Consider the following 25858-nt stretch of genomic DNA (forward strand, 5'->3'; position numbering starts at 1 on the left):
TCAGCTCACGCGACGGCGGACCGCCCGCCACAGTTTCGCCAGCAGCATCGCGCTGGCAAGCACGACGAGCCAGTTCACCACCATCAGCGCTGCGCCACGACCGAAGTTCATGTCCTGGAACGCCGTAATGTATGCCTGCACAGAGAGCGCTGCCGTACTGTCGCCGGGCCCACCCTGCGTGGTCCCAAAGATGATGTCGAACTGCGTCAGGGATTCAATCAGCCGGAACAGGGCAGCGACCAGAATGTAGGGTGCCACCAGCGGCAACTCGATCCGGTAGAAGATGCTCCAGGCCTTTGCCCCATTGATGCGGGCCGCTTCCCGGATATCGTCCGTAATCCCCTGAAGCCCGGCAAAGATGATCAGCGTGAAAAATGGCGTGAACGTCCAGACGTCGATCAGGACGACCGACGCAAGCGCCGAACTTTCACTTGATATCCAGGCGAATGGCCCCAGGCCCATAAGAGAGAGCAGGTAGTTCAGGATGCCTGCCTGGGGGTTCATCATGGTGGTCCACATCAGTGCGACGCTCATCGGCGGTAACACCAGCGGCAGCAACACCATTGGTCTCAGCACGCGTGCGAGCAGCACCTCAGACGCAAAGAGCCTTGCGATGGCAAGTCCGATTACGGCTTCGAGCGACACGCAGGCGAACGCATACGTCAACGTGACTCGTAGGTTGTTCCAGAAGTCTGCACTCTGGAGCAGCACCGCGTAGTTCCTCAAGCCGACGAAGTGCATAACAGGCACCCCGAATCTCAGATTGGTGAGTGACTGGTACACCCCGTAAAAGAACAGAAACAGAAAAGCCACCAGGATGATGACGGCGGGGCTTACGGCCACCAGACTGAACCAGTCGGCAGATCGGCGACCAACCGGCTCTGCCGGCTCTCTGGCGAGCTCTCGTGAAGCAAATGTTGTTGCGCGAGACATCTGTTGAACCTCGTACATGTTTCTTTCCCTGAATGTCTGTCCTGAGAAAGTCCTGCATCGCAGCTTCGCGAGCCACGACGCAGGCTTTGCGTAACGGAAGTTACTACCCGCCTCTCAGCTAGAGATTCGCCTGGATGTCCTTTGCGAGCGCACGCATCGTGTCATTGACGTTGGCACCGTTGACCATTTTCTGCATGGCCACGGCCCAGTCGTTCATTGCCGTGCTGAATCCTACGCGCGGCGTAAAGAGCAAGGACGCGCGCTGCTGCACCTCCTTGAAGGTATCGACGAAGTTGTTAAATTGGGGCTGGCTCGCATAAGCCAGCCATGCCTTGTCGTTCCACGTCGAGACACGCGGCGGATTGACCAGCTTGCCCGCCAGCGCGCCGTTGAGGTCCACCTGCTTTGACGTTGCCCACTGCACGAAGAGCCACGCTGCCCCCTTGTTCTTCGACGCAGCATTGATTGCCAGTGACCAGATCCAGATGTTCGACTGGAAGCTCTTCGCACCCGGGGCGTGCAGTGGCGGCGCGAAAGCGATCTGACCGCTTGAGGACTTCCCTGCGACGTCGTTCCAGAAGCCGAACATGTTGGAATCAATCGCCATGGCGGTACGTCCTGTGGAAATTCCGTCGACGACCTGGTACCAGTTGTCATTCGCAAAGGACGGCGCCGCGCAGATCTTGATCATCGCCACGTAGTCCTTCTGGAACTGGACCGACGCCGGCGAATCCAGACCGGTGTCGAGCTTGTCACCCTTCTGGATGAAATCACGAACGCCGTACGATGCGGCAATGGAAATCGGGGCAGTATGGATGCTGCTCCAGAAACGGACACCACGGACCGCCAGCGGCGTGATGGCCGGATCAGCCGCCTTCAATGCGGTGCAGGCCGCTACCATCTCCTGCGGAGTCTGCGGGACCTTGATGTGATACTTGTCCAGGATATCCTTCCGATAGAGAAGCTGGATGTTCTCGAAAGCATGCGGGATCGCCCAGATGTCGCCTGTACCGGGTGTAGCGATCTGGCCGTCCTTGATTGTCCACGTGAGGGCGCTGCGCAAGGCCGGGAAGAAGTCGTTGTAATCGTAGCTGGCGTCGGTCAGCTTCGGATCGGCGAGGTATTTGTTCAGCGGCTCCAGCAGTCCAGCGGGCGTGAGATCCCACTCAGGCTGGATCCCCGTGCCAACGACATCCCAGGCAGGAGATTTGGTCGTGAGTTGAACCGTCAGCTTGTTCCAGTAAGTGTCGTCCGGATAGAGTTCAGGTTTTACCTTGATGCCGGTAAGCTTCTCGAACTCGGGCAACTGGGCCACAACCGCATCCGCATACGGATGGATGTCGTACGCCCACGTAATGGTGGTACCCGCAAACTGACGCCAGTTGACGGTTTCGCTGAACGCGCTTTCAGTGATTCCGAACCCGCAGAAAGCGACAGCACCCGCGACAATGGCCCTGAAAAGGCCGTATCGCACGCGGCGACGCGCAAGACGTTGATCACAATTCTTGCGAAAATGTCTGCCGAATGCGAGCGACGCTCGCGCTCCAGTACATCTGTCCAACACTGCTGTTACGCCGACGACACCTGCCGGCGTGGTTTCTCCATGCCTTGCGTTCATCTTTGTCTCCTGAGTGCCACATGTAATTGGATTGCGGCCTTGCACCGATGATCGTGGGCCTTTAGGGCAGACAGGCTACGCCAGCTTTCGGCACCGTCATCGTTTGTAGCGCTACCCTGGGAGATGGAAATCGCCCGTAGTACTGAAAGCGCTTTCAGGTATATTCTGCTCGACGAAGGCGATTGTCAAGGACTCTGCCGGCAGGGTAAACGCTGTCCGCCCTGCTTCGCCTCATCCCGGAAACGCCGGCACCAGCCGTGCCGCCGATCTTCCCTTTGTAACCTTTGCACCGCAAAAACATGCCAAGCAGTCAGCGATCGAAAGCCAAAGCAGTGGGTAACGGCAAGGTGAGGATTGAAGAAGTGGCCCGTATGGCTGAGGTGTCGCCAGCCACCGTATCGCGCGTGCTCAATCATCCGGAGATCGTGCGGTCTGCGCTTCGTGAGAAGGTGCAGAAGGCGATTGAAGCCTTGGCCTACAAACCCGACAACGCTGCGCGGGCGTTGATGTCCCGCAAGACCCGCACGGTCGGCATCGTGGTTCCCACCTTGCGCACGAGCATCTTTGCGGAAGGCATTGAGGCCCTGCAAACCCGCCTCTCCGAGCGCAACTACACACTTCTGATTGCAGCATCCCAATACGATTCCGACCGCGAACTGCAGGAGGTCCGGACGTTGACCGATCGCGGCGTCGACGGCATCGTTTTGGTGGGGAATACGCACCTGCCAGAGACCTACGAGGCAGTCAGGCGCAGCGGGATACCCTTTCTGACGACTTATGTGTCGGATTCCCGCGACGACGTGCCCGCGATCGGGATTGACAACGAGAGCGCCACCTATGACATGACGAGATATCTTCTCGGCCTCGGGCATCGCGAATTTGGAATCATCGCGAACACGCAGACGTCAAGCGATCGTTCCCGTGCGCGCGTGGTGGGCATCCGGCGAGCGCTGAAAGATGCTGGCATTGCCCTCGACACTTCGCGCATCATCAAGGCGAACTACTCGGTCATGCATGGACGAGCGGGACTGCGCGAGCTACTTCTCCGCGACCCCACTATTACGGCCATCATCTGTACGACCGATACGCTGGCGATCGGTGCACTTGCCGAAGCGCGCGAAATGGGGTTGCGCGTGCCGCAGGACCTGTCGATCACTGGCTTCGATGATATCGAGCTGGCCGCGCAGCTCGAACCACCACTAACGACGATCAGCATGCCCGCCGGGGAAATCGGTCAGGCGGCCGCAGACCATCTTCTAAACGCAATTGACGGGATTCCGATACCTCTGAGCATGGCGCTTCCGTACCGTCTCGTTGTGCGGGCATCGACCGCGAAGCCACGGACCAGACAATTGCCACCGATGCAGCGTTGAATTTTCCGATGACAATCCGAGGTAGCCCCATGCGGGCGCATGTTTGCTCCCGCGACTTGCATCGATATTGCTGTCGTGACGAACGGCTGTGCCGACATCTGATGGCCGTCGCTGCATTGCGGGAGACAATCCCGATCGGATGTTCTCTACGTAGCCATCACTCCACCCATCGTTGTAGCAATGTCGGCACTATGCCACCACACATACGAGGAGACGAGGATCGCCACCATGACGATGCCTCGCGACTTCACCAATCAGCGCGCCAAGAACCGTAACAAGTCGAAGATTCGCTCCACGACCCAGCGTGTTTTGCCAAGGCCGCTACCACGAGGCTGACCGCGCCGAGCAATTTCGGTTGCGATGCGGCGGCATGTAGTGGACATCGAAAACCTATGTCACCCTGAACGACCCGAGGCTTCGATAGTGGTCTGCCACGCTTGCCGCTGTTGGGCGAGATATCGGTCTGCAGGTCAAGGGGATTGACCAGCTTGTAGTACTTGGGCCAGCACTCAGAAATCTTCCTGTTGATTTCATGCTATCTTGACCCAGTGATGATGGACTGAAGGAAATCCTGTTCATAGACCACGTTAAGTATCCTCGACCGTGGCAAGCTGGACGAGCTTGTCTTCCAGTGCCAGCACGCCCGGCGGGCGCATGCTGCCGCAGGAGCTTCACCCGCAGCCTTGTTCGGCAGCTTCCCATGTACTACGCAGCAGTCCGACTTCCCGCGCTCATGACTCATCGTCGTGCGCCCTCAGGCTTAACGATGCGCACTGCGCCCAACGCTTCCTAGAGGGCGCAGTAGAGCGTGGGTTCTCCCGGTTCTCGAGCAAAGTGTTTCCGCACGTGCATGGGGTCTCGGACTGTGCGGGGTCCGCTACTGACTCGCCAATACGGCAGCAACGGTGTCGCCGTCGATATCTGCCCGGCATCCCGGCACCCCGAACATCTCGGGGCTCTCGCCACGAGGCTCCGCTACGCGGCTCAATCCCGGCCCGCGCGTACTCCTGCGAACGCTTCGCCAGCTCCCTCGCGGGTGCGCACGCATGACTCGGGGCCGCCGTGGCTGGCCAGGCCTTCAACGTAGGACTCTTTCATTCACAACACTTTGCCGGTTTTGGCCAGCGCACAGGCAGGGAAGAGCTTTACCACCCACTACGTTGTCGATTTACATCCGGCAGACGGCGAGACACGTCGCAGCTGAAAGCGTCTCTTAAGGCAACGCGCGTCACCTCCACCCTTGCAGCCTCAGCGTCGCCCGCACCAGACGCTGCTCCTCCTGTTCGATCTCCTGCAAGCTGTCGCGCAGGCCGTTGATGTGATCCGCGGCTGCCCGATACGCCTGCTCCGGTAGCTTGCCTGTCACCGCGTTGTACAGGCGCGCATGCTGCCGGTCGATCCGCTTGCGATGCGGCTGCCGGTGATAAAGATTGTTCACCGACGCAAACACCGAACTCAGCAGCAGCTCGGTCAACGAACTCAGCGTATGCACGAGCACCGGGTTGTGCGACGCCTCGCAGATCGCAAGATGAAACGCGTGGTCGAGGCGCGCGTGGGTGGCCGCATCGGTTGCCATGTCGTGTGCGGCGAGCATTTCCTCGTAGCGGCGCGTGATCATCATGTAGTCGGCGGGCGTGCCGCGCTGTGCGGCGAGACGCGCCGATTCCGCTTCCAGCATACCGCGCACTTCGAACAGGTCGTAGAGCGTGCGCGGCTGAGAAGCGAGCAGATGCATCAGCGGCGATTGCGGCGGCTGCGCGGTGAGAGTCGCGACGAACGAACCTTTGCCATGTGCTGTTTCGATGATGCCTCGCGCGCGCAGCAGCTTCAGCCCTTCGCGCAGTGCCGTCCTCGATACGCCGAGCTTGTCTGTCAGGCGGCGCTCGGATGGCAACGCCTGCCCCGCTCTCAGTACGCCATCGACGATCAGTCGTTCGATGCGCTCCGCGACCACATCGGCGATCTTGCGATCGGCCTCTCTTGCGCTGTTTTCCGTATTTGCAAACACTGGTATGACCACTTTCAGAACTGATTTTTCATGAAAGCAATGATATCGAGAATTCCCTTTTAAATGGCTAGATTGATCAACTCAACGGACCGATGCCGCCAAAAAACTGGTACGACCACTTGGTTCATCCATCGACATCACAATACGAAACGGGAACAATCGGCGGCTACACGGACAAGCGGCACGCGAACAGGCATGAGCGTCCACGGAGACACCCCATGAGCTACGCCTACGACGAACGGATCGACGGCCCCCTACCCTCGCACGATAAAGCCGCGCTGGTTGCCGAGTTGCAGCGCGTCGTGCCCGGCATGCAACTGCTGCACGACCGGGAAGATCTGCGCCCGTTCGAATGCGACGGCCTCTCTGCTTATCGCACGACGCCGATGATGGTCGCGCTGCCCGACTCGATCGAACAGGTGCAGGCGCTGTTGAAATTCGCCGCCGCGCGCAAGGTGCCCGTCGTCGCGCGCGGCGCCGGCACAGGTCTGTCGGGCGGCGCGCTGCCGCTCGAGCAGGGCATTCTGCTCGTGATGGCACGCTTCAACCGCATTCTGCACATCGACCCCGAAGCATCGATTGCACGCGTGCAACCTGGCGTGCGCAATCTCGCGATCTCGCAGGCCGCCGCGATTCACGGCCTCTACTACGCGCCCGATCCGTCGTCGCAGATCGCGTGTTCGATCGGCGGCAACGTCGCCGAGAACGCGGGCGGCGTGCACTGCCTGAAATACGGCCTGACCGTGCATAACATCCTGAAGCTCGAAGTCATGACCATCGACGGCGAGCGCCTGACGCTCGGCTCCGAAGCGCTCGATTCGCCCGGCTTCGACCTGCTCGCGTTGCTGACGGGCTCCGAAGGCATGCTCGGCATCGTCACGGAAGTCACGGTGAAACTGCTGACCAAGCCGCAAAGCGCGAAGGTGCTCATGGCGAGCTTCGACGATGTGGAAAAAGCGGGCGCGGCCGTCGCACAGATCATCGGCGCGGGCGTGATTCCTGGCGGCCTCGAAATGATGGACAACCTCGCGATCCGCGCCGCCGAAGACTTCATCCACGCGGGCTATCCCGTCGACGCCGAAGCGATCCTGCTATGCGAACTCGACGGCGCGGAATCCGACGTGCAGGAAGACTGCGATCGCGTCGGCGCATTGCTGCGCGAAGCGGGCGCAACCGACATCCGCATCGCGAAGGACGAAGCCGAACGCCAGCGCTTCTGGGCCGGCCGCAAGAATGCGTTTCCCGCTGTAGGCCGCGTGTCGCCCGATTACTACTGCATGGACGGCACGATCCCGCGCCGCGAACTGGCGCGCGTGCTGCGCGGTATCGCGGCGCTGTCGGACGAATATGGCCTGCGCGTCGCGAACGTCTTTCATGCGGGCGACGGCAACATGCATCCGCTGATTCTCTTCGATGCAAACGCACCCGGCGAAATGGAACGCGCCGAAACGCTCGGCGCGAAGATCCTCGAACTGTGCGTCGACGTGGGCGGCAGCATCACAGGCGAGCATGGTGTGGGACGCGAGAAGATCAACCAGATGTGCGTGCAGTTCAGCAGCGAAGAACTCACGCTGTTCCATTCGCTGAAAGCCGCATTCGATCCCGACGGCCTGCTCAATCCCGGCAAGAACATTCCGACGCTGCATCGCTGCGCCGAGTTCGGCGCGATGCACATTCATCACGGCAAGCTGCCGTTTCCCGAGCTGGAGCGCTTCTGATGCGACGCGAATTCGATTCAATGGACGACAGCGCGCGCCTCATCGCGCAGGTTCAGGCCGCAATTGCGCAGCACACGCCGCTGCGCATACGCGGCAGCGACAGCAAGCGCTTTCTCGGCCACGACGTACAAGGCGAGGAACTCGACACGCGTTCGCATCGCGGCATCGTCGCGTATGACCCGACCGAACTCGTGATCACCGTGCGCGCGGGCACGCCGCTCGTCGAACTGAACGCGGTGCTCGACGACGCGAACCAGATGCTGCCGTGCGAGCCGCCGCTTTTCGACGGCGAAGGCACGACAGGCGGCGCCGTCGCGAGTGGGCTCTCTGGTCCGAGCCGCCCGTGGGCGGGCTCGATGCGCGACTTCGTGCTCGGCTGCCGCGTAATTACGGGCGACGGCGATCATCTGCGCTTCGGCGGCCAGGTGATGAAGAACGTCGCGGGCTACGACATGTCGCGCCTGCTCGCCGGCAGCTTCGGTTCGCTCGGCGTGTTGACGGAAGTGTCGCTGAAAGTGCTGCCGAGGCCGCGCGAGCGTCGCAGTTTTGCGCTCACGCTGGGCGTCGACGACGCGATGCGCGAACTGTCCGCATGGCGCAAGGCCGCGCTGCCGTTAAGCGGCGCCTGTTATATCGACGGCAAGCTGCATGTGCGGCTCGAAGGCGGCAGTGGATCGGTGAAATCGGCTGTAGAGCGGATCGGCGGCGAGGAGATCGACTGCGCGTTCTGGGATGCGTTGCGCGATCATCAGCTGCCGTTCTTCGCGGACCCGCGTCCGCTGTGGCGTCTGTCGCTGCCGAATGCGACGCCGTTGATGCCGTTGCCCGGCGACGTGCTGATCGACTGGGCGGGCGCGCAGCGCTGGCTCAAGAGCGAAGCACCCACTGCCGAAATCCGCCAGCTTGCGCATGCGGCGGGCGGACATGCTACCTGCTTCACGCCGTCGCGCGAACGCGAGCCGTTCCAGCCGCTCGCCGTACCGCTGCTGCGTTATCAGCGTCAACTGAAACACCGCCTCGATCCGAATGGCGTGTTGAATCCTGGCCGACTGTACGCCGATCTCTGAAGCGAGCGCACTCATGCAAACGAATCTCGACTCTCACGCGAAAGCCCTGCCCGATGCCGAGGAAGCCGAAAGCATCCTGCGTTCGTGCGTGCATTGCGGCTTCTGCAATGCGACGTGTCCGACGTATCAACTGCTCGGCAACGAACTCGACGGACCGCGCGGGCGCATCTATCTGATCAAGCAACTGCTCGAAGGCGAGCCCGTCACCGACAGGACGCAATTGCATCTGGACCGCTGCCTCACGTGCCGCAATTGCGAAACGACGTGCCCGTCGGGCGTCACGTATCACCGGCTGCTCGATATCGGACGCGCGGAACTCGAACGGCGCATCGAACGGCCTGTCGGCGAACGCCTGACGCGCAAAGGCTTGCGCACTGTGATTCCGCGTCCCGCTGTATTCGATGCGCTGCTCAAGACGGGCCGCGCCGTACGGCCGCTGTTGCCCGCCGCGATGCAGGCGAAGATTCCGGCGCGCGCCACCGTGCCCGCGAAACCGCGGCCCTCGACGCGTCACGCACGCCGCGTGCTGATGCTCGAAGGTTGCGCGCAGCCGTCGCTGTCGCCCAATACGAATGCCGCGGCGGCGCGCGTGCTCGATCGACTCGGTATCAGCGTGACGCCCGCTCGCGAAGCGGGCTGCTGCGGCGCCACCGACTATCACCTGAACGCGCAGGACGCGGGCCTCGACCGCGCGCGCCGCAATATCGACGCATGGTGGCCCGCAATCGAAGCAGGCGCCGAAGCGATCGTGCAGACGGCGAGCGGCTGTGGCGCGTTCGTGAAGGAATACGGACACTTGCTACGCAACGATCCGCTCTACGCTGTGAAGGCCGCGCGTGTGAGCGCGCTGGCGCTCGACCTCGTCGAAGTGCTGGCGGCCGAGCCGCTCGACGCCCTGCAGCCGGCCGGCGATGCCAACGCGTTGCGCGTCGCGTTTCATTGTCCCTGCACGCTGCAACATGCGCAGAAGCTCGGCGGCGCAGTCGAAAGCGTACTGACGCGGCTCGGCTTCGATCTGTCCTCCGTCCCCGACGGTCATCTGTGCTGCGGCTCAGCGGGCACGTATTCGATCACGCAGCCCGAGCTGGCGCAAAAGCTGCGCGATAACAAGCTGACAGCGCTCGAAAGCGGACAGCCGGACATCATCGCGACGGCGAACATCGGTTGTCAGATGCATCTCGATGGTGCGGGCAGAACGCGCGTACGCCACTGGGTCGAGCTCATTGACGAAGCACTGGATTGCAGCAGTGCGTCATACCAGGCCACCTCAACCGCTGAGCGGCTGCCGGCCCCGCGAGCCCGATGATTTTCTCTGCCGCGTGTCGTAGCCCCGATTGTCCGGCACTAGCCGACGACTGCGCAAATCCGCATCCTCGGCATCGTCTGATACGTACCGGTACGATATCTGCAAAAAAATCCATCGCGGCTGCGCCCGACCACCCCACCCGCAGCAAAATTGCCAAGCTACCATATGGCCCGCGGCGCGCACATCAGATCAGGCGATGTGCACAATGAGGTCGTTGCCCTCAAGCGATATCGTCACACCGCTCAGGTCCTCCACATAGTCAAGCTGTTCCAGCCTGCCCTCCATCAGAGGTGATGCCACCACAACGACCCGCGCCCCGGCCCTCAATCCCGCCTCGATGCCTGCCGGGGCGTCCTCAAACACGATGCAGTTGGCCGCCTCAACATTCAACAGATGTGCCGCGAGTAGATATCCGTCGGGTGACGGCTTGCCCTTTTGCACGTCGTTCGCAGTCACCAATACGTCGGGCATCGGCAAACCGGCAGCTCTGATACGGTTGTGGGCCAGTATCCTGTCGGCCGAGGTCACGATTGCCCAGCGCTCTGCTGGAAGACCGCGCAGGAATGTACCCGCTCCCCGAACCTCAACGATGCCCGCGGTGTCCTCCCGCTCCCTGCGCATGACGGTGAGTGCATCGGATTCCAGATCTGCATCAGGAGGCGCCAGCGCGCGCAATGAATCGATGGTGCGCCGTCCTTGGGACTGGCGAAGTACGTGGAGAGGGTCCAGGCTGTAACGGTTTGCCCACTCCGTGTACGCTCGGACGGTCGGCGCGTGGGAGTTGAGCAGAGTGCCATCCATATCAAAGAGGAGGCAGGATGCGCGAAGCTGGGTATTTCGAAGCAACATGGATCAAACTTTCTGAAAACTCAAAGACAATCACTGGACCCGATGGCCCGGCAGCTCATATTGGCTGCAGCGCAACTGCAGCCTCCGTAGCAATACGATGGAGTTTGCGAAGAGTGCGAATAGCACCATCGCAAACCCTGTGCGGCCGCGAGATCGCGGCGTAACAGCGCCAGGACGTGTAGCAGCCTGGCGAAGGTTCGGTTGCGACGCCACGGCCCCGAGTGTCAACCTTGTCCCGCATATCTAACCCCACGTCGCATTTGCATCCTTCACGATCGCGACCATAGACCACTGGAAACCGGGTGCGGTATCGTGGCGAGCCAAAAGAGGCAGCGAGATCACTCGACGCCCCGCCCTTTCTATGCTTCGACCTTTGCTGAATCTCCCGGTGGACGAACTTCCCCATCAATGAGGCACCAGACCTTCAGGGGATTCCTGGTCTTCAACGCAACCGGTAGCACGCAGTCGGGCACGTCCTGATAGCACACGGGGCGAAGGAACCGGTCGATCGCTGTCGCACCCACGGACGTGAACATCGAATTTGACGTCGACGGAAACGGACCGCCATGAACCATGGCGTGACAGACTTCCACGCCCGTCGGGAAACCGTTCGCGAGAATACGGCCGGCCTTGCGTTCGAGTACAGGCAACAGTCGTCGCGCGTCCTCGTAGTCGTTGGCGTCTATCTGAATCGTCGCGGTCAGTTGCCCCTCGAGCGATTCAGTAATCTGGAGGAGTTCGTCGAAATTGCGCGCCCGAACGATTATCGAGGCCGGCCCGAACACTTCTTCGCGGAGCTCCCCTGATGCCAGAAAACGCGATGCGTCGGTGATGTACAACCCCGCGCGTGCGGCATTGTGGCGCTCACCAGCCAACTGCCCATGCGCCACTACCGTCACGTCTGGCATTGCTTCAAGCTTTCGGTTGCCGCTCACAAATGCGTCAAAAATGCCCGGCGTGAGCATCGTTTGCGCAGGCTTCACGGCCAGTGCGTCGGCCGCAGCATTCACGAAACGCTCCAGATCAGGGCTGTCGATCGCCAGCACCAGGCCCGGATTCGTGCAGAACTGCCCAGCGCCCAACGTCAGTGAGTCGACGAATGCCCTGCCGATGGTTTCCGCCCGGCCCGCGAGTGCGCCAGGAAACAGGAAAACCGGATTGATACTGCTCATTTCGGCATACACCGGAATTGGCTCGGACCGCGCGTTCGCGATCGCGAGCAGCGCGAGACCTCCCTGTCGGGAGCCGGTGAAGCCTACGGCCTTGATGAAGGGGTGCGCGACCAGCGCTTCTCCAATCTGACGGCCAGCACCAAAGAGCAACGAAAACACCCCTTCCGGCAAGCCTTGCTCCGTGACCGCTTTCTGTATCGCGCGCCCCACCAGTTCCGACGTCCCGAGATGTGCGCCATGCGCCTTGACGATTACCGGCGCACCGGCCGCGAGCGCTGAAGCCGTGTCGCCCCCCGCGACCGAGAAGGCGAGCGGAAAATTGCTCGCGCCGAATACAGCCACCGGCCCGAGCGGGATTTTCGCGAGGCGCAGGTCCGAGAGCGGCGACGGCCCGCGCTCGGGTTGTGCATGATCGATGGTCGCGCCGAGGAAATGGCCATCCCGCACGACCTTCGCGAACATGAGCAACTGGCCGACTGTGCGAGAGCGCTCACCTTCCAGACGTTGAACGGACAGTCCCGTCTCCGCATGCGCGCGCCCGATCAGTTCATCACCGATATCCAGGATATTTCGGGCAATCGTCTCGAGGAATGTCGCACGCTTCTCGAGGGGCAATGTGCGATAGACGTCGAAAGCTCCCGCTGCGAGGTGCGCCGCGCGCTCGACTTCTGCTGGGCCACCTAACCCGAACCTGGGTTCCAGAATACCAGCGTTGGTCGCCGGATTGAATGCACACTGGCTGCCATCGCTGCCGCGTACCGTGGCAGAGCCGACGAGCATTTCCCCCGTCAAGGTCATTTCATACTCCTCTGAAATTAATAGTCCCACACGCGAACCGGCGTCCACGCTTGTCGGGGCTCACAAGGACATGCGAAGAACCGATGCACCGGCGAATGCATTTACTGCATAGCGAGATGAACGTTCCTAGCGCGCCCAGCGAAGCACCATGGGATCCAGTCGTCGCGCGATCTCCAGCAATCCGGCGCGTGTCTGCGGCTCGACGGGCAAGAGCGGATGTCGAACATGATCGGAGTCAATAATGCCACCCTCCTTCATGAGGATCTTGCATGCCGCGAGGCCACATTGCCGGTTTTCGAAATTGATCAGCGGCAGCCATCGTTCATAGGCATTCAGAGCGCCCTCCCGATCACCCGAGACATGCGCACGCAGTACCTGCTGGATGCCATCGGGATAGCCGCCACCCGTCATCGCACCCGTAGCGCCTGCATCCAGATCCGCGAGCAGTGTGATGGCTTCTTCACCGTCCCACGGCCCCACGATTGCATCGCCGCCAAGCCGGATGAGCTCCCGCAGCTTCGCTGCAGCCTGCGGCACCTCGATCTTGAAGTACGACAGGTTGTCGATCTCCCGGGCCATCCGGGCCAGAAATGCGGGGGACAACGGTGTGCCAGCAACCGGCGCGTCCTGGACCATGATCGGGATATCGACTGCATCTGATACCTGGGAGAAAAAGCCGACCACCGCAGCCTCGGTCGCACGAAACGTCGCACCGTGGTAAGGCGGCATCGCCATGATCATCGCGGCGCCCGCATCCTGCGCGTGCCGGCTGCGCTGCGCGCAGACCATCGACGAAAAGTGGCTCGTGGTGACGATGACCGGGACGCGCCCCGCTACGTGATCGAGCACCGCGGTCGTGATACGTTCCCGCTCTGCGTCTGTCAACGAAAACTGCTCGGAGTAGTTCGCCAGAATGCAAAGCCCGTCCGAGCCAGCATCAATCATGAAATCGACGCAGCGTCGCTGACTATCCAGGTCCAGTGCGCCGTCGTCGCGGAAAATGGTGGGAACGACCGGGAACACGCCCGTGAATTTCGTACTAGGTTTTCTGTTCATGATCTGTAGAACTATCGATTGAGCGGAATGCGCCGCTGATCGGGATATCGCTATCGCGACAGGCCACACTTCCTGAAGAATTGCACTGTACTGCCAGGCCGTTGGGCGACCGGGCCCGGTACGTCAGTGCCCGAGGAACTCCGGCGCGCGCTTCTCAACGAAAGCGTTCATCCCCTCCTGCTGGTCACGCGTCGTGAAGGCGTATCGTATCGCCCGGCGCTCGACGGTCAGCCCCGCCGACAGTGCTGTCTCATACGACGCCAGCACTGCCTCCTTCGCGAGCTGCAGGGCCACCGGCGCCCGGCGCGCGATCACGGACGCGATCTCGACCGCACGCTCGACAACGCTGTCCACTGAAACCACTTCACTGACGAGGCCCGCTCGCAGTGCGACTTCAGCCGTGACAGGCTCGCCTGTCATTATCATCTGCATCGCGAGCGACTTGCCTACGACCCGCGTCAATCGCTGTGTCGCGCCATCGCCTGGTAGGATGCCGATGGTGATTTCGGGCTGTCCGAAGACGGTCCCAACGCCTGCGATCATGATGTCTGCCAGCATCGCGAATTCGAGGCCGCCGCCAAAACAGATGCCCTGGACTGCCGCGACCACCGGCTTCCTGAACGCCGCGACCGCATCCCATGCAGCCTGTCTTTCATGGTTGCTCAGTGCATCAAAGCCGTACTTCTGCATCTCCTTGATATCCGCGCCAGCGGAGAAGACCTTCTCGTTACCCGTCACGACAACAGCCCTCACGCCGGGATCGCTCTGCGCCTGCAACAGGGCTTGCGCCACCTCCTTCAGCAGGCCCGCGCTCAACGCGTTGCGCTGCGCAGGACGGTTCAGCCTGACGAGCAGTACACCGTCCACTGGCGATGTCGTCTCAATCGTTGTCCATTGATCGTTCATTTCGGTCCCTCTCATTCCCATTTAACCTGTTGCACGCACAATGCGCGATCAGCTCAAATTTGCCGTTAGCAACAGCTGGTCGCATCCGCTGCAGCAGTCGCCCTGACGATGCCCCGCCGTTCCAGTTCTTCCACTTCGTCGGCGCCCATGCCGAGCTCAGCGAGCACGTCGGAGGTATCCTCTCCTGCCGACAGCGCGAGGTGCCGTAACCCGGGTGTGCTGCCGTCGTATCGCAACGGATGGGCCACGAGCGTCGCAACGCGCTCACCGACATTGACTTCCCTGAAGCACTCGTTGTGCACCACCTGGGGGTCGTGGCGAAGCTCGTCATAGTTCTGCACCTTCTGGTACCAGATGCCTGCCGCATCGAACGCGCTGGACAATGCGTCGTAGGTCAACGGTGCAATCGCCGCAGCGATCAGCGTTGCGAGCGCGTCGCGCTCCGTATAAGCCGATCCGGTCACCAGGCCAGCCGCTGCGGTTGCCAGCTCGTCACTCCGGAGTGCCTGCGCAAGTTTTCCGACTTCGTTCAACGACAGCACAATATGGGCGTCGACGGCCCGATAAACCCCGTACGGGGCCGCATGAAACCATGTCGCCAGGTGCGAGTCGCGGCGGAGAATGTTCGCGTCGCGATTGCCCGAGTAGTACAGCGTCAGGGCCTCGGCCTGCAGGTCAATACCGGCGTTAAGCAGGCTAGCCTCGACCCGGGTGCCCTTGCCGGTCTTCAGGCGTCGGACGTATGCGCCAAGGATGCCCATCGCCAGAAGCGATGCGCCATGCTGATCGACGACCGCGCATCCGACCGCGGTCGGCGCAGTTCCCGCAACCGCGGTGGCTGCGACGAGTCCCGTTCGGGCCTGGACCAGCAGATCCTGCCCCGGGCGGTCCCGATCCGGCCCTGAGGTACCGAATCCACTGGCGGACGCGTAGATGATGTCAGGCTTGACCTTGCGGATATCTTCATAGCCAAGACCCAGCCGGTCCATGACACCAGGACGGAAATTCTCCAACACAACGTCGAAGTCCCTAGCCAGACGAAGCACGATCTCGCGTCCCTCTGGTTGCTTGACATCGATCGCAAGACTGCGCTTGTTCCGGTTGCCACACAGGTAAAAGGCGCTGACGTCTTTCACAAAAGTGTCCGCACCGGCCCAGTGACGCTCGAACGCGCCCGATGGCGGTTCGACCTTGACGACATCCGCGCCCATGTCCGCCAGGTACTGACCGGCGGCCGGCCCCTGCAGATAGTGGCAGAAGCTCAGTACGCGAAGACCTTCCAGTACATTCGTCGTTGAGGTCATTTCAGGCACTCCATTTCATTTCCTCACAACCGGGATGGCAAATGCGCCCCGGACCAGCGATACATACCGCAATCGCCTCATCCACCGCTCTCCTGAGGAGCCGGCGCTGCCGCGATCACTCCGCTCGCGAGAAGCCCATCGATCGCTCCGTCGTCGTAGCCGAGCTCGCGCAGGATCTCTTCGGTCTGCGCGCCCAGCGGTTGGGGCGCGAGCGTCACCTCGGGCGTACATCCGTCATATCTGACGGGGTGCGACACCAGCGTGATGTCACTGCCCGTTGCACCGCGCACGGTCCTGAAGGTCTGGTTGTGCCGAACCTGTGGGTCCTCGACAACATCCGCATAGTCGTTGACACGGGCATGCCAGATCCCTTGCTTTACAAAGCGCCCTTCACATTCGTCTGTCGTCAATCCACGCACTGCACCGGCAATCACCTGGGCTGCTTCTTCGCGCCGCACATAGGCGTCGGAGTCATCGATCCGGCTCTCGGCAGGGCAGTCGAGCGCGTCATACAGCGTCGACAGTTTTCCGAGCGAGATCGCGATGTAGCCATCGCGGGTCCGGTAGATGCCGTATGGCGCACCGAAGTACCAACCGGAAAGCGGATACGGCTGCCTGACGTCATCGGGCCGCTGGCCATTCAGGTAGCAGGTAAATGACTCAAGCTGCAGATCGATCGCTGCTGACAGCAGGCTGACATCCACGCGCCCGCCCTCGCCGGTCCGTTCGCGCCGCACGAGCGCCGCCAGAATCCCGGCTGCAAAAAGCGCTGCGCCATGATGGTCCGCTGCCGACACACCGACCGCACGTGGACCGCCATCAGGCGTCCCGGTGATGGTTGCCAAGCCCGACAACGCCTGAATGAGCAGGTCCTGCCCAGGGCGATTCACATAGGGGCCGTCCGCACCATAGCCCGATGCCGATGCGTAGATGATGTCCGGCTTGATCGCACGCACCGCGTCGTAGCCCAGGCCCAGCTTGTCAAGCACGCCGGGCCGAAAGTTCTCCGCGAGCACATCGGCGGTTGCAATCAGCTTGCGCGCGATCGCCAGCCCCTGAGGGTCCTTCAGGTCGAGCGCGAGGCTTTTCTTGTTCCGGTTGCCAGACAGCAAAAGCATGGTCTGCCCATCGACGCTCTTGTTCGCACCGCCCCAGCTGCGCTGGAACGCGCCTTCGGTCGGTTCCACCGCAATCACGTCCGCCCCAATGTCCGCCAGAAACTGGATTCCGACAGGACCCATCAGGAAATGGTTGAAGCTGACGACACGCAGCCCCTTGAGATGATTCATGACATAACCTCACAGTTGCCTGCAGGCGGCCACGCCGCGATGCAGGACTTATTGATCAGTAACCGCTCGCACTAGTGGGACTTCACTGCCCGTCCAGCATGGATCAGTCCGCGGCGTAGGTCATCCCGCGGCGCTTGGCGCTCCAGTACACCACCACGCTCAGCGCAGTGACGATCGAACCGTAGACAGGAAACATCCACGCGGCATGATGGTGCTGAAGCCAGACCAGCAGGTATGCCGAAGGCCCGCCGAAGATCGACACACCCAGCGCGTATCCCACTGACACACCGGTCGTGCGCACGCTTTTCGGCATGAGGGTCGTCGCCACATAGTTATAGAGGCTCATGTTGAACCCGACGATGGCGCCGCCGCCAATCATGATGAGCGCGAACAGCGCGACATTCGGTTTGGTGTAGAGCAGCGTGACGAAGAACGCAGGGATGAGCAGCAGCCGGAGGATCGTGAACGCACGCGAGAGCCTGATCCTGTCGGCGAGCGCCCCAATGAGCGGTCCCGAAATGATCCAGACGATCCCCATCGCTGTCGTGATGCCGAAGACGGCCGTGCTGTTCTCCTTGAAGACGGCGTTTGCCATGTTCGGCAACCCCGTGTTCCACGCGTAGTTCGCAATCTGGATGGACCCAATTACGAGCACGACTGCCAGCAGGGAAAGCCGCACCTTCCAGAGCGTTTTCCATACCCCGCCCGTAGTCTGCTGGACCTGCTCAAGTTCGTCCCGCCGATGAAGGGCCGACCTGATGAGCGTCTCCGGTACGGCACTGCGCAACCAGATGACAGCGAGGCCGAGGACCCCGCCAACAGCAAAGGGAATACGCCACGCCCAATCCATTAGCTCCGCGCGGGTCACGGATGCACTGACCAGAAAAGCGACCAGTGTGGAACCGAAAATCCCGGCCTGAATAAATGTGCCGCTAACGAGCCCGAGATATCGGCCCTGCCGTCCCGGCGGAGCGAGTTCGATGGCAATCGCATTCGCCACGCCCGCCTCCGCGCCGGTTGCCAGCCCCTGGATCACACGGATCGCAAACAGAATGAATGCGGCCCAGGTGCCAATGCGTTCATAGGTCGGAAGTATTGCGATCAGCAACGACGAGAGTGCCATGGCCGAGACTGAAATCATCATGACCCTCTTGTGACTGATCCGGTCGGCGATCGGTCCGAGAATGGCGGCACCAACGGGGCGCGCAAGGAATCCCGCACCGTACACGGCAAGCGCCGCAAGCAGCGAGCTGACCGGATCGGTGGAGGGAAAGAAATGTGGCGAGAGGAACGCCGCCATGACCCCGTACACGTTCCAGTCGTACCATTCGAGCAGTACGCCTCCCCCAAGACCACACGTCACGCGTCTGCCCGACGCTGCCGGCGCGCCAGCAAAACCTCCCGACCTCGTGCCACCGAGTCCTGCTTCCATATCTGTCTCCTGAACACCGCGTTTAATTTGATCGACCGTCTGTTGACGGTCTTCGGCGTGGACGCATCGCCAGGCAACTCACCTGTCGAACATGCCCCGTCAAGGAAGCCCTTTTTTGATTTATTGAAAGCGCTTTCAGCTATACTGTTCCAGCGGAGGAAAACTGTCAAGATTTTCTGTTGGCAGGGTAAACGCCCGCACCCCTCGCCGGCGTCGGTTTTCAGGACTGACGGGCGGGGAATCGCGGTCTCGACGTTCAACAACAGCGCCCCAGCAGCGACAATATGGCAAACATCGCGAACCTGATCGCCGACTCTTCCGGCAACGGCAAGGCAAGAATCGCAGACGTGGCGCGCCTCGCAGATGTGTCGCCAGCAACGGTCTCCCGGGTCCTCAACCACCCCGACAAAGTGCGCGAAGTGCTCCGCCAGAAAGTGCAGCAGGCCATATCAGCCTTGGCGTATGCACCTGACAACGCTGCAAGATCGCTGATATCCCGTCGTACCCGCACCATGGCGGTCGTCGTGCCAACGCTTGCGACCAGCATCTTTGCAGAGGGCATCGAGGCGCTGCAAAGCCGCCTGTCCGAGTTGAACTACACGCTGCTGATCGCTGCTTCGCAATACGATCCGCATCGCGAGCTTCACGAGGTGCGAACGCTGATCGATCGCGGGGTGGATGGCATGGTCCTGGTGGGGAATTCGCATCTACCAGAAACCTGCGAAACGATCGTGCGCAGTGGCACGCCCGTTCTGACAACCTACGTCTGCGAGTCACAGCAGGGCGTACCTGCCATCGGCATCGACAATGAGAGCGCCACTTATGACATGGCGCGCTATCTTCTGCGGCTTGGGCACCGGGAATTTGGCGTCGTTGCCAACACGCAGCTCGCCAGCGACCGCACGAAAGCCCGAATTGCCGGCGTGAGTCGTGCCTTGCGCGAGGCAGGTCACGCACTGGAAGCGTCCCGCGTCGTGAACTGCGCCCACTCCATCTCGCAGGGACGCGAGGGCCTGCGCGAACTGCTCCTCGCGGCGCCAGTAATCACAGCCGTAATCTGCACGACCGACACGCTGGCGGTCGGCGCTCTTGCAGAAGCGCGAACCATGGGCCTGCGTGTGCCCCATGACATCTCGGTCACCGGATTCGACGACATCGAACTCGCCGCGCAACTTGAGCCCCCGCTGACTACGATTGCAACACCCGCCAGGGAAATTGGTCGGTCCGCGGCGGATTACCTCGTCAGTGCAGTTGAGGGGGTGCCGATACCGCTGAATACGGCGCTGCCTTACCGCCTGGTCGCACGCAGTTCGACCGCCAGGCCGCGAACAAGGACGCTACCACGCGCCCGTGGCCCGAAATGACCGACGGCAAGACGCTCAGCGTTAACACCATCTCCCGGCTTCACCGCATTGCACTACAATGATATTTGAAAGCGCTTTCATTCTTATGAGCAACTTTACATCGAACAGCAGGCCGCGGGCCTCGTCAAGATCCGCATAACAGGGGAAACCTCATGACCCAACCATCACGCGCCATTTCCACTGATGTATTGATCGTCGGCGGCGGGGGCGCAGCCCTTCGCGCAGCGCTCGAAGCCCAAGCCAGTGGCGCATCAGTGCTCGTCGCCATCAAGGGAGAATTCCGGAAGTCCGGCGCAACGTTCCATAGCGTTGCCGAGGTGGGTGCATTCAACGTGCCGGACGACGCCGGAAAGGTCGGCGATGGCCCTGATGTATTCGTCGAGGACATCCTGAATGCCGCACAGGACATGGCGGACCCGCGGCTTGCCCGAATCCTCGCGCAGGAGGCCGGGGACGCGATGCAGTATCTGGAGAAGTACGGCGTCACGTTCGAGAAAAGCGGGAACGGCTACCTCGTCTTCCAGGCATGTTTTTCATCCAGACCCCGCTCCCATGTGATCCCCGAACACTTCAAGCCGATCGTCAAGGCGCTAGGTCAGGAGGCCAGCCGGCGGCAGATCGGTGTGCTGGACCGCACCATGATCGTCGATCTCATTGTGCGCGACGGTCAATGTGTCGGTGTCATCGCGCTCGGCGCCGATGGCGTTCCGCTCATCATCCGCTCGAAGTCGACCATCCTGACCACCGGCGGAGCCAGCCAGATCTTCGCGAAGAATCTTTACCCGACCGACATCACGGGCGACGGATACGCCATGGCTTACCGGGCCGGCGCACGGCTTGCCAACCTTGAGTTCATGCAGGCAGGTGTCAGCACACTCACGCCGTTCGTCAACCTGTTCGGCAACTATCTGTGGGATGCACAGCCCAGACTGACCGACCGCAATGGCAAGCCGTTCCTCGCCGATTACCTTCCCGCCGGACTATCGCCCGAGGCTGTCATCGCGCAGAAGGCAAAGCACTTCCCGTTTAGCGCGAGTGACATCTCCCGTTACATTGAAATCGCCATCCAGCAGGCGATCAACGACGGCAGAGGGTCCGACGAAGGCGGTGTTTATATGGATTTCATTGACTGCGACTTCGAGACCCTCTTTGCAGACAAGACCCGCAGCATCACGAACATGTGGCCGCTGACGTGGCAATGGTACAAGGATCGCGGTGTAGATTTGCACAAGGACAGGTTCCAGATTACCTGTTCAGCACACGCAGTCAATGGCGGCATCCTGATTGATCCAGATAGCCAGTCGTCGCTCCCCGGCCTCTTCGCAGCTGGTGAAGTGGCAGCCGGCCCCCACGGAGCAGACCGCCTTGGCGGAAACATGGCGGTCACCTGCCAGGTTTTTGGGCGACGCGCGGGCATTGCCGCCGCAGCACGGGCGAAGCGCGTTCCGATGCCGGACATCCTGGACGTTGAGATGGAAATCGGACAACTTGAACGCCGTTTCGCACACCATGAAACGGGATCAGAATTAGTAGAATCGATCCACGCTGAACTGCAGCGTGCGGCAAACCGTCATCTGCTCATCATTCGTGACGCCGACGGCCTGAATGCACTACTCAAGGTCTGCGCACACCTTGAGGAGCGCCTCACGCAGTCGCGGATCGTCAGTCCGAGGGATCGCATCGCGGCCATCGAGTGCGCGAACATGATCCTGGTGGCCAGACTCATGGCGAGCGCGGCGCTAGAACGTCGCGAGAGTCGCGGAGGACATTTTCGCCGTGACTACCCGGAGCGCGATCCGGCGCTCGGTTTCAGCATCATTCTGGACAGCAAGGCCAGGTCCGGCATTGTGCGCGCGAGCCTATCCGATCTCCCGAACCTGGAGTGGCAGCCGTCGCTTTCGTAACAGGGCAGACAGGGCACACGGCGACAGTCGGGACATGCAGCCAATGTCGCCTCGCCCCGCCGAACGCTCGGCCCCGCCAACAGGCGGAGCCAGCCTTTTAGATGGATCGCTGAAGTGTCCGCTGGAAGACAAAAGGAGAAGCAGCTGTCGCGATACCCTCCGGAACGTACACGACCGCCGAACGAGCTGTTCGGAACTCCTGGCCTGTTAGAAGACATTTTCCTCGCGACTTTACCGGCACATGGGCACTCAAATCCGTCATGCATGGGACGTTGATATTCCTGCTCTGTACGGCCTGTATGGCGGATCCGGGGCCGGGGCCTACTGACCGTCCTGGTATATAACGACGGAGCGGATCGACTCACCTTGCTTCATCAGGTCGAAGCCTTCGTTGATACGCTCGAGCGGCAGCCGATGCATAATGAGATCGTCGATGTTGATCTTGCCTTCCATGTACCAGTCGACGATTTTCGGCACGTCGGTGCGGCCGCGCGCGCCGCCGAACGCCGAGCCCTTCCATTCGCGGCCCGTCACCAGTTGGAACGGCCGCGTACTGATCTCCTCGCCCGCCGCCGCGACGCCGATGATGAACGACTGGCCCCAGCCCTTGTGCGTGCATTCGAGCGCCTGACGCATCACCTTCACGTTGCCGATGCCTTCGAACGAGTAGTCGGCACCGCCATCGGTCAGCTGCACGATGTGATCGACGACGTTCTCGACTTCGTTCGGGTTGATGAAGTGCGTCATGCCGAACTTCTTCGCCCGGATGGGCAGTTCAAACTCCTCTATATGAACGGCCCGTGAGGATCCGCCCCATCAGGCGCCTTCACGGTAGGCGGGGCCGTTCATATCATTCCACTTGTGGGCGGCTAAATTCCCCCAGGCAGGACGAGCGGATTATGCGTCGGATTCCCCAGTGACGGCAAGTCTGGTGGCGGCTTCACGCAGGCGATAGCTCGTGCCTTCAAACTCGAGAAGTTTGGAGCGATGAAGCAGTCGGTCAAGGATCGTCGAAGCCATGGTGCTGTCGCGAAGGTACCGACTGGGAAAGTTCGAACCGCCTATATCCCGGAACTACTGGCCACTGCGTGACGACGATCAGGTGGCTTCTTTACGGCGATCATAGACTGGCTCCAATACCCCGATCATGCCATGGCTCCTATACGCCGATCCTCAGGTGGCTTCATTACGCCGATCACGGATTGGCTCCATATCGCCGATCCATGACACGAGCTCCCGCCTTGGCGTGTGGCCGCAAGCTGCACACGCCAGCCAGCCGAATCCCGCTACCTGACCGACGGCTCCAGTTCACAATCATGCCTCACGCGCATGCGAACGGACCAACGGCCCAGCTGAGCCTCTTCCCCCGCTCTTAACGAGTGCAGCTCTGGGTGGTTTCGTATCATCGCCTGATCGGCGCAACCGAGGGGCCAACCCTCATCACGGATACAGCATGTACGACGACCTTCGGTCGCTTTCCTTCTTGGCACACCGACAACTATTCTGACGCCGTGGATAGTAGCCAGTCGCTCTACTTACACCCCTGTCTGAATTCCCGGCGCCACCAATCGGTAGCGCAACAAATTGGCGGAATTGTCTGGTTTGTATGTTGAGGCTACGCAAGCGTTGCCTCCCCTTGCACTGCAGCAGAGCAGTTCCTCATGCTTCTCCGGCGGTATTGGTGGAGGTCGCATTTCCGGGATTACAGAGAACGGCAGGCGTTAACGCCCCTTTGACTCGTGTTGTTCGAGCTTCTAAGCCAGCAAATGGCGGGCTTGTCCGGTTTGAATGTACGCCTAGGCTGACCCTGAGGGGCGCGGATCTGACCGGAAAAGAGCGTTGGTATGAGACTTGCAAACAACGGGTCGCTGCCGCCCGCACCGCTGCGGCTTCCGCAGTAACGGGTTCGTGCCATGCACGATCTTTTGAGACGAAAATTTGTAAGGCATAACCTCAACAGCTTGACCACCGGAATGGAGCGAACGGTACAGCGAGCAGCAAACGGCCAGCGAGGCAATCGAGCCTATTTGACAAGGTTTGTTGCGCATCGCATCACATGCTGCAGTTTAAAGGCAACACTGAACAAGCCTCTTGAAGCGGTCAGTCATCGTTTTACACAACTCGCCAGTACTTCTAAATGAACCTAGGAGAAAATAAAATATGGCAGGAATTGCAGCAGCATTTAAACTACCAGACAGTGTTTCAGATGAAACGGTACTTAGCCGTCTGGGGAAGATGGCGGCAAAGCTGGCAAATAGGGGGCAATGCGGCGCCGACCTATTAGTGTTTATGGAAAAAACAGGCACAACGCGATATCGCTCAAATTGCCTCCCATCAAAATATATTCCTATAGAACAAAGCGAATATTCCATAACAATCAGCCACCCTGCTTCTGTAGGCTTGGCGCACATTCATAGTCATACCCCAGTAAAAAGTGATCCGTCTAACGTGCAACCACGATCAAACAGTGAATTCAATCACAATGAGAAGAACACATTTATCTCTATTTCACTAAATGGCGCTTTGGCTAACGGTCATGACTTGAAAGATGAATTACAAAAACACGGCATCTTACCACGCGGAAATGACGATGCCGAGATTTTCATGCGATTTGTCGAATTAATTTGCAGAAGAGACTACTGGAAATTTGGTGAGCCCATCAATTATAAAAAAGTTTTTCGAGAAATTGATCTTCGAATCGATGGGGCTGTCAGTGCTCTGCTTTTGGATGGGCATGGCAACCTCGTTGCATATAGGAATCAAGGGGGGATACGCCCATTGGATTTCATGACGACGACGGACAAGTTTATATTGTTTGCATCAGAAAATGGGGCCTTCATTGACTTTGACGGTGAATACGAGGAAGTCTTGCCGAGTCACATAAAGGTAATCGACGCGCAAACCGGACTTTTGACGGATCATTTTGTCGGTGACGAAAAACATCCCGCTACCCTATGCGCATTCGAGTCAATCTATATTGGAAACCTTGAGACAAAAAACAAAAATCAATGCCATGAGTCAACGCGCTACAAAATAGGTTCTGAACTGAGCGAGCTGGTGCCTCAAAAGATCGGGTATGGCCCTCATAGGGAGAAGATTATCATTTCATCGATGCCAGATACCGGTAGACCATATGCTGACGGACTTTTTTCACAGCTATCCAAGAAAGATCCAGAAAATTATGAAAGGGCGGAAGTCGTCAGGTTAAATTTATCCCAGCGCACACTGATCAGTGATGCTCATCAACGCAAGTCACTCATTAACCAGAAATATCAAGTTATTGATGTTCGCGTGTCAGGAAGAATGATTGTCATCGTGGACGAAGCCCTCATTCGCGCCGATACCAGCAAAGATGTAACCCAAAAACTCATCGACGCAGGCGCAAGCGGCGTCCATTGGGTGATTGGCTCACCGCCGATTATCGCACCTAACTACTATGGCGTTGGGATACAGCACATGGAGGAGTTGGCTTTTTGGAAAATATGGCGTAGGTTGCCTGATCACATAAGACAATGTGGCCTGTCGTTGCAGAACATGGACCCCAGCATGATTCGCATTATCGAGCAGGAAATTGCCCTATTCATCAAAGCAGGCAGCGTCACCTATTTGCCGCTGCGGTCATTGATTGCAGTTTTGCCTGGTGCTGATGATTGTAACGATCTTTCGCCGTTTACGTTGCGTATGCCAACGCAGAGCGGGCTGAGGATGGCGGCGCGAAATTTTCACAAAATAGTGGTTGAAAAGACAGTTTGACCTTTTTA

At 60.2% G+C, this 25858-nt stretch carries 17 protein-coding genes and 3 pseudogenes; 7 read left to right on the forward strand and 13 right to left on the reverse strand.

Annotation, left to right across the window (positions count from 1 at the left end; translation table 11 throughout):
- On the reverse strand, positions 1–951 hold the full coding sequence (locus tag AB4Y35_RS39110) for a carbohydrate ABC transporter permease (RefSeq protein WP_368692115.1): 951 nt from the start codon (positions 949–951) through the stop codon (positions 1–3).
- Positions 952–1051: 100 nt separating this feature from the next.
- Positions 1052–2551: an ABC transporter substrate-binding protein gene (locus AB4Y35_RS39115; protein WP_368692114.1), complete on the reverse strand. Its 1500-nt coding sequence runs from the start codon at positions 2549–2551 to the stop codon at positions 1052–1054.
- Positions 2552–2850: 299 nt separating this feature from the next.
- Here AB4Y35_RS39115 and AB4Y35_RS39120 point away from each other — a divergent pair, with 299 nt between their 5' ends.
- Entirely contained in the window at positions 2851–3924 is a 1074-nt protein-coding gene (locus AB4Y35_RS39120; RefSeq protein ID WP_012406566.1) for a LacI family DNA-binding transcriptional regulator, read from the forward strand.
- Positions 3925–4211: 287 nt separating this feature from the next.
- On the opposite strand, the pseudogene AB4Y35_RS39125 reads toward AB4Y35_RS39120, so the two are convergent.
- Both AB4Y35_RS39125 and glcC read right to left on the reverse strand, forming a co-directional pair.
- Positions 4212–4366, reverse strand: a pseudogene (locus AB4Y35_RS39125) (IS5/IS1182 family transposase); the annotation flags it as partial.
- A 786-nt stretch (positions 4367–5152) separates the two neighbouring features.
- Entirely contained in the window at positions 5153–5932 is a 780-nt protein-coding gene (glcC, locus tag AB4Y35_RS39130) for a transcriptional regulator GlcC (RefSeq protein ID WP_368692113.1), read from the reverse strand.
- Positions 5933–6150: 218 nt separating this feature from the next.
- Here glcC and glcD point away from each other — a divergent pair, with 218 nt between their 5' ends.
- From glcD to glcF, 3 genes are read left to right on the forward strand one after another with little or no spacing between them, the layout of a single operon-like run.
- On the forward strand, positions 6151–7650 hold the full coding sequence (gene glcD, locus AB4Y35_RS39135) for a glycolate oxidase subunit GlcD (RefSeq protein WP_368708580.1): 1500 nt from the start codon (positions 6151–6153) through the stop codon (positions 7648–7650).
- On the forward strand, positions 7650–8717 hold the full coding sequence (gene glcE, locus AB4Y35_RS39140; RefSeq protein WP_368692111.1) for a glycolate oxidase subunit GlcE: 1068 nt from the start codon (positions 7650–7652) through the stop codon (positions 8715–8717). The genes glcD and glcE overlap by 1 nt, the downstream gene beginning before the upstream one ends.
- Before the next feature lie 13 nt (positions 8718–8730).
- Positions 8731–10023, forward strand: coding sequence for a glycolate oxidase subunit GlcF (gene glcF, locus AB4Y35_RS39145; RefSeq protein ID WP_368692110.1), 1293 nt, complete (start codon positions 8731–8733; stop codon positions 10021–10023).
- A 189-nt stretch (positions 10024–10212) separates the two neighbouring features.
- On the opposite strand, the gene AB4Y35_RS39150 is transcribed toward glcF, so the two are convergent.
- The 7 genes from AB4Y35_RS39150 to AB4Y35_RS39180 form a co-directional block, all read right to left on the reverse strand.
- The gene (locus tag AB4Y35_RS39150; RefSeq protein WP_368692109.1) at positions 10213–10872 is read right to left on the reverse strand and encodes an HAD-IA family hydrolase; all 660 of its coding nucleotides are present in this window, start codon (positions 10870–10872) and stop codon (positions 10213–10215) included.
- 359 nt (positions 10873–11231) lie between these two features.
- Positions 11232–12842 (reverse strand): aldehyde dehydrogenase (NADP(+)), encoded by a 1611-nt coding sequence (locus AB4Y35_RS39155; protein WP_368692108.1) that lies wholly within the window; start codon positions 12840–12842, stop codon positions 11232–11234.
- A 126-nt stretch (positions 12843–12968) separates the two neighbouring features.
- Positions 12969–13898: a dihydrodipicolinate synthase family protein gene (locus tag AB4Y35_RS39160; protein WP_368692107.1), complete on the reverse strand. Its 930-nt coding sequence runs from the start codon at positions 13896–13898 to the stop codon at positions 12969–12971.
- A 123-nt stretch (positions 13899–14021) separates the two neighbouring features.
- The gene (locus tag AB4Y35_RS39165) at positions 14022–14804 is read right to left on the reverse strand and encodes an enoyl-CoA hydratase-related protein (protein ID WP_368692106.1); all 783 of its coding nucleotides are present in this window, start codon (positions 14802–14804) and stop codon (positions 14022–14024) included.
- A gap of 65 nt (positions 14805–14869) precedes the next feature.
- Positions 14870–16108: a CaiB/BaiF CoA transferase family protein gene (locus AB4Y35_RS39170; RefSeq protein ID WP_368692105.1), complete on the reverse strand. Its 1239-nt coding sequence runs from the start codon at positions 16106–16108 to the stop codon at positions 14870–14872.
- 77 nt (positions 16109–16185) lie between these two features.
- Positions 16186–17397 (reverse strand): CaiB/BaiF CoA transferase family protein, encoded by a 1212-nt coding sequence (locus tag AB4Y35_RS39175; protein WP_368692104.1) that lies wholly within the window; start codon positions 17395–17397, stop codon positions 16186–16188.
- A gap of 103 nt (positions 17398–17500) precedes the next feature.
- Positions 17501–18829 (reverse strand): MFS transporter, encoded by a 1329-nt coding sequence (locus tag AB4Y35_RS39180; protein ID WP_368692103.1) that lies wholly within the window; start codon positions 18827–18829, stop codon positions 17501–17503.
- Positions 18830–19113: 284 nt separating this feature from the next.
- Between AB4Y35_RS39180 and AB4Y35_RS39185 the strand changes: the two genes are divergently transcribed.
- Positions 19114–20193: a LacI family DNA-binding transcriptional regulator gene (locus AB4Y35_RS39185; RefSeq protein ID WP_368692102.1), complete on the forward strand. Its 1080-nt coding sequence runs from the start codon at positions 19114–19116 to the stop codon at positions 20191–20193.
- 152 nt (positions 20194–20345) lie between these two features.
- Positions 20346–22097 (forward strand): FAD-binding protein, encoded by a 1752-nt coding sequence (locus tag AB4Y35_RS39190; protein WP_368692101.1) that lies wholly within the window; start codon positions 20346–20348, stop codon positions 22095–22097.
- 321 nt (positions 22098–22418) lie between these two features.
- Here the strand turns inward: AB4Y35_RS39190 and AB4Y35_RS39195 are convergent.
- Together AB4Y35_RS39195 and AB4Y35_RS39200 are read right to left on the reverse strand one after the other, a co-directional pair.
- Positions 22419–22859 (reverse strand): annotated as a pseudogene (locus AB4Y35_RS39195) (zinc-binding dehydrogenase); the annotation flags it as partial.
- A gap of 135 nt (positions 22860–22994) precedes the next feature.
- Positions 22995–23138: pseudogene (locus tag AB4Y35_RS39200) on the reverse strand (ATP-binding protein); the annotation flags it as partial.
- Positions 23139–24257: 1119 nt separating this feature from the next.
- Here AB4Y35_RS39200 and AB4Y35_RS39205 point away from each other — a divergent pair.
- Complete coding sequence (locus AB4Y35_RS39205) at positions 24258–25850, forward strand: glutamine amidotransferase class-II (protein ID WP_368692100.1); 1593 nt, start codon at positions 24258–24260, stop codon at positions 25848–25850.
- The last annotated feature ends 8 nt before the right edge of the window (positions 25851–25858 follow it).

The organism is Paraburkholderia sp. EG286A (genome assembly GCF_040965375.1).
GTDB lineage: Bacteria > Pseudomonadota > Gammaproteobacteria > Burkholderiales > Burkholderiaceae > Paraburkholderia.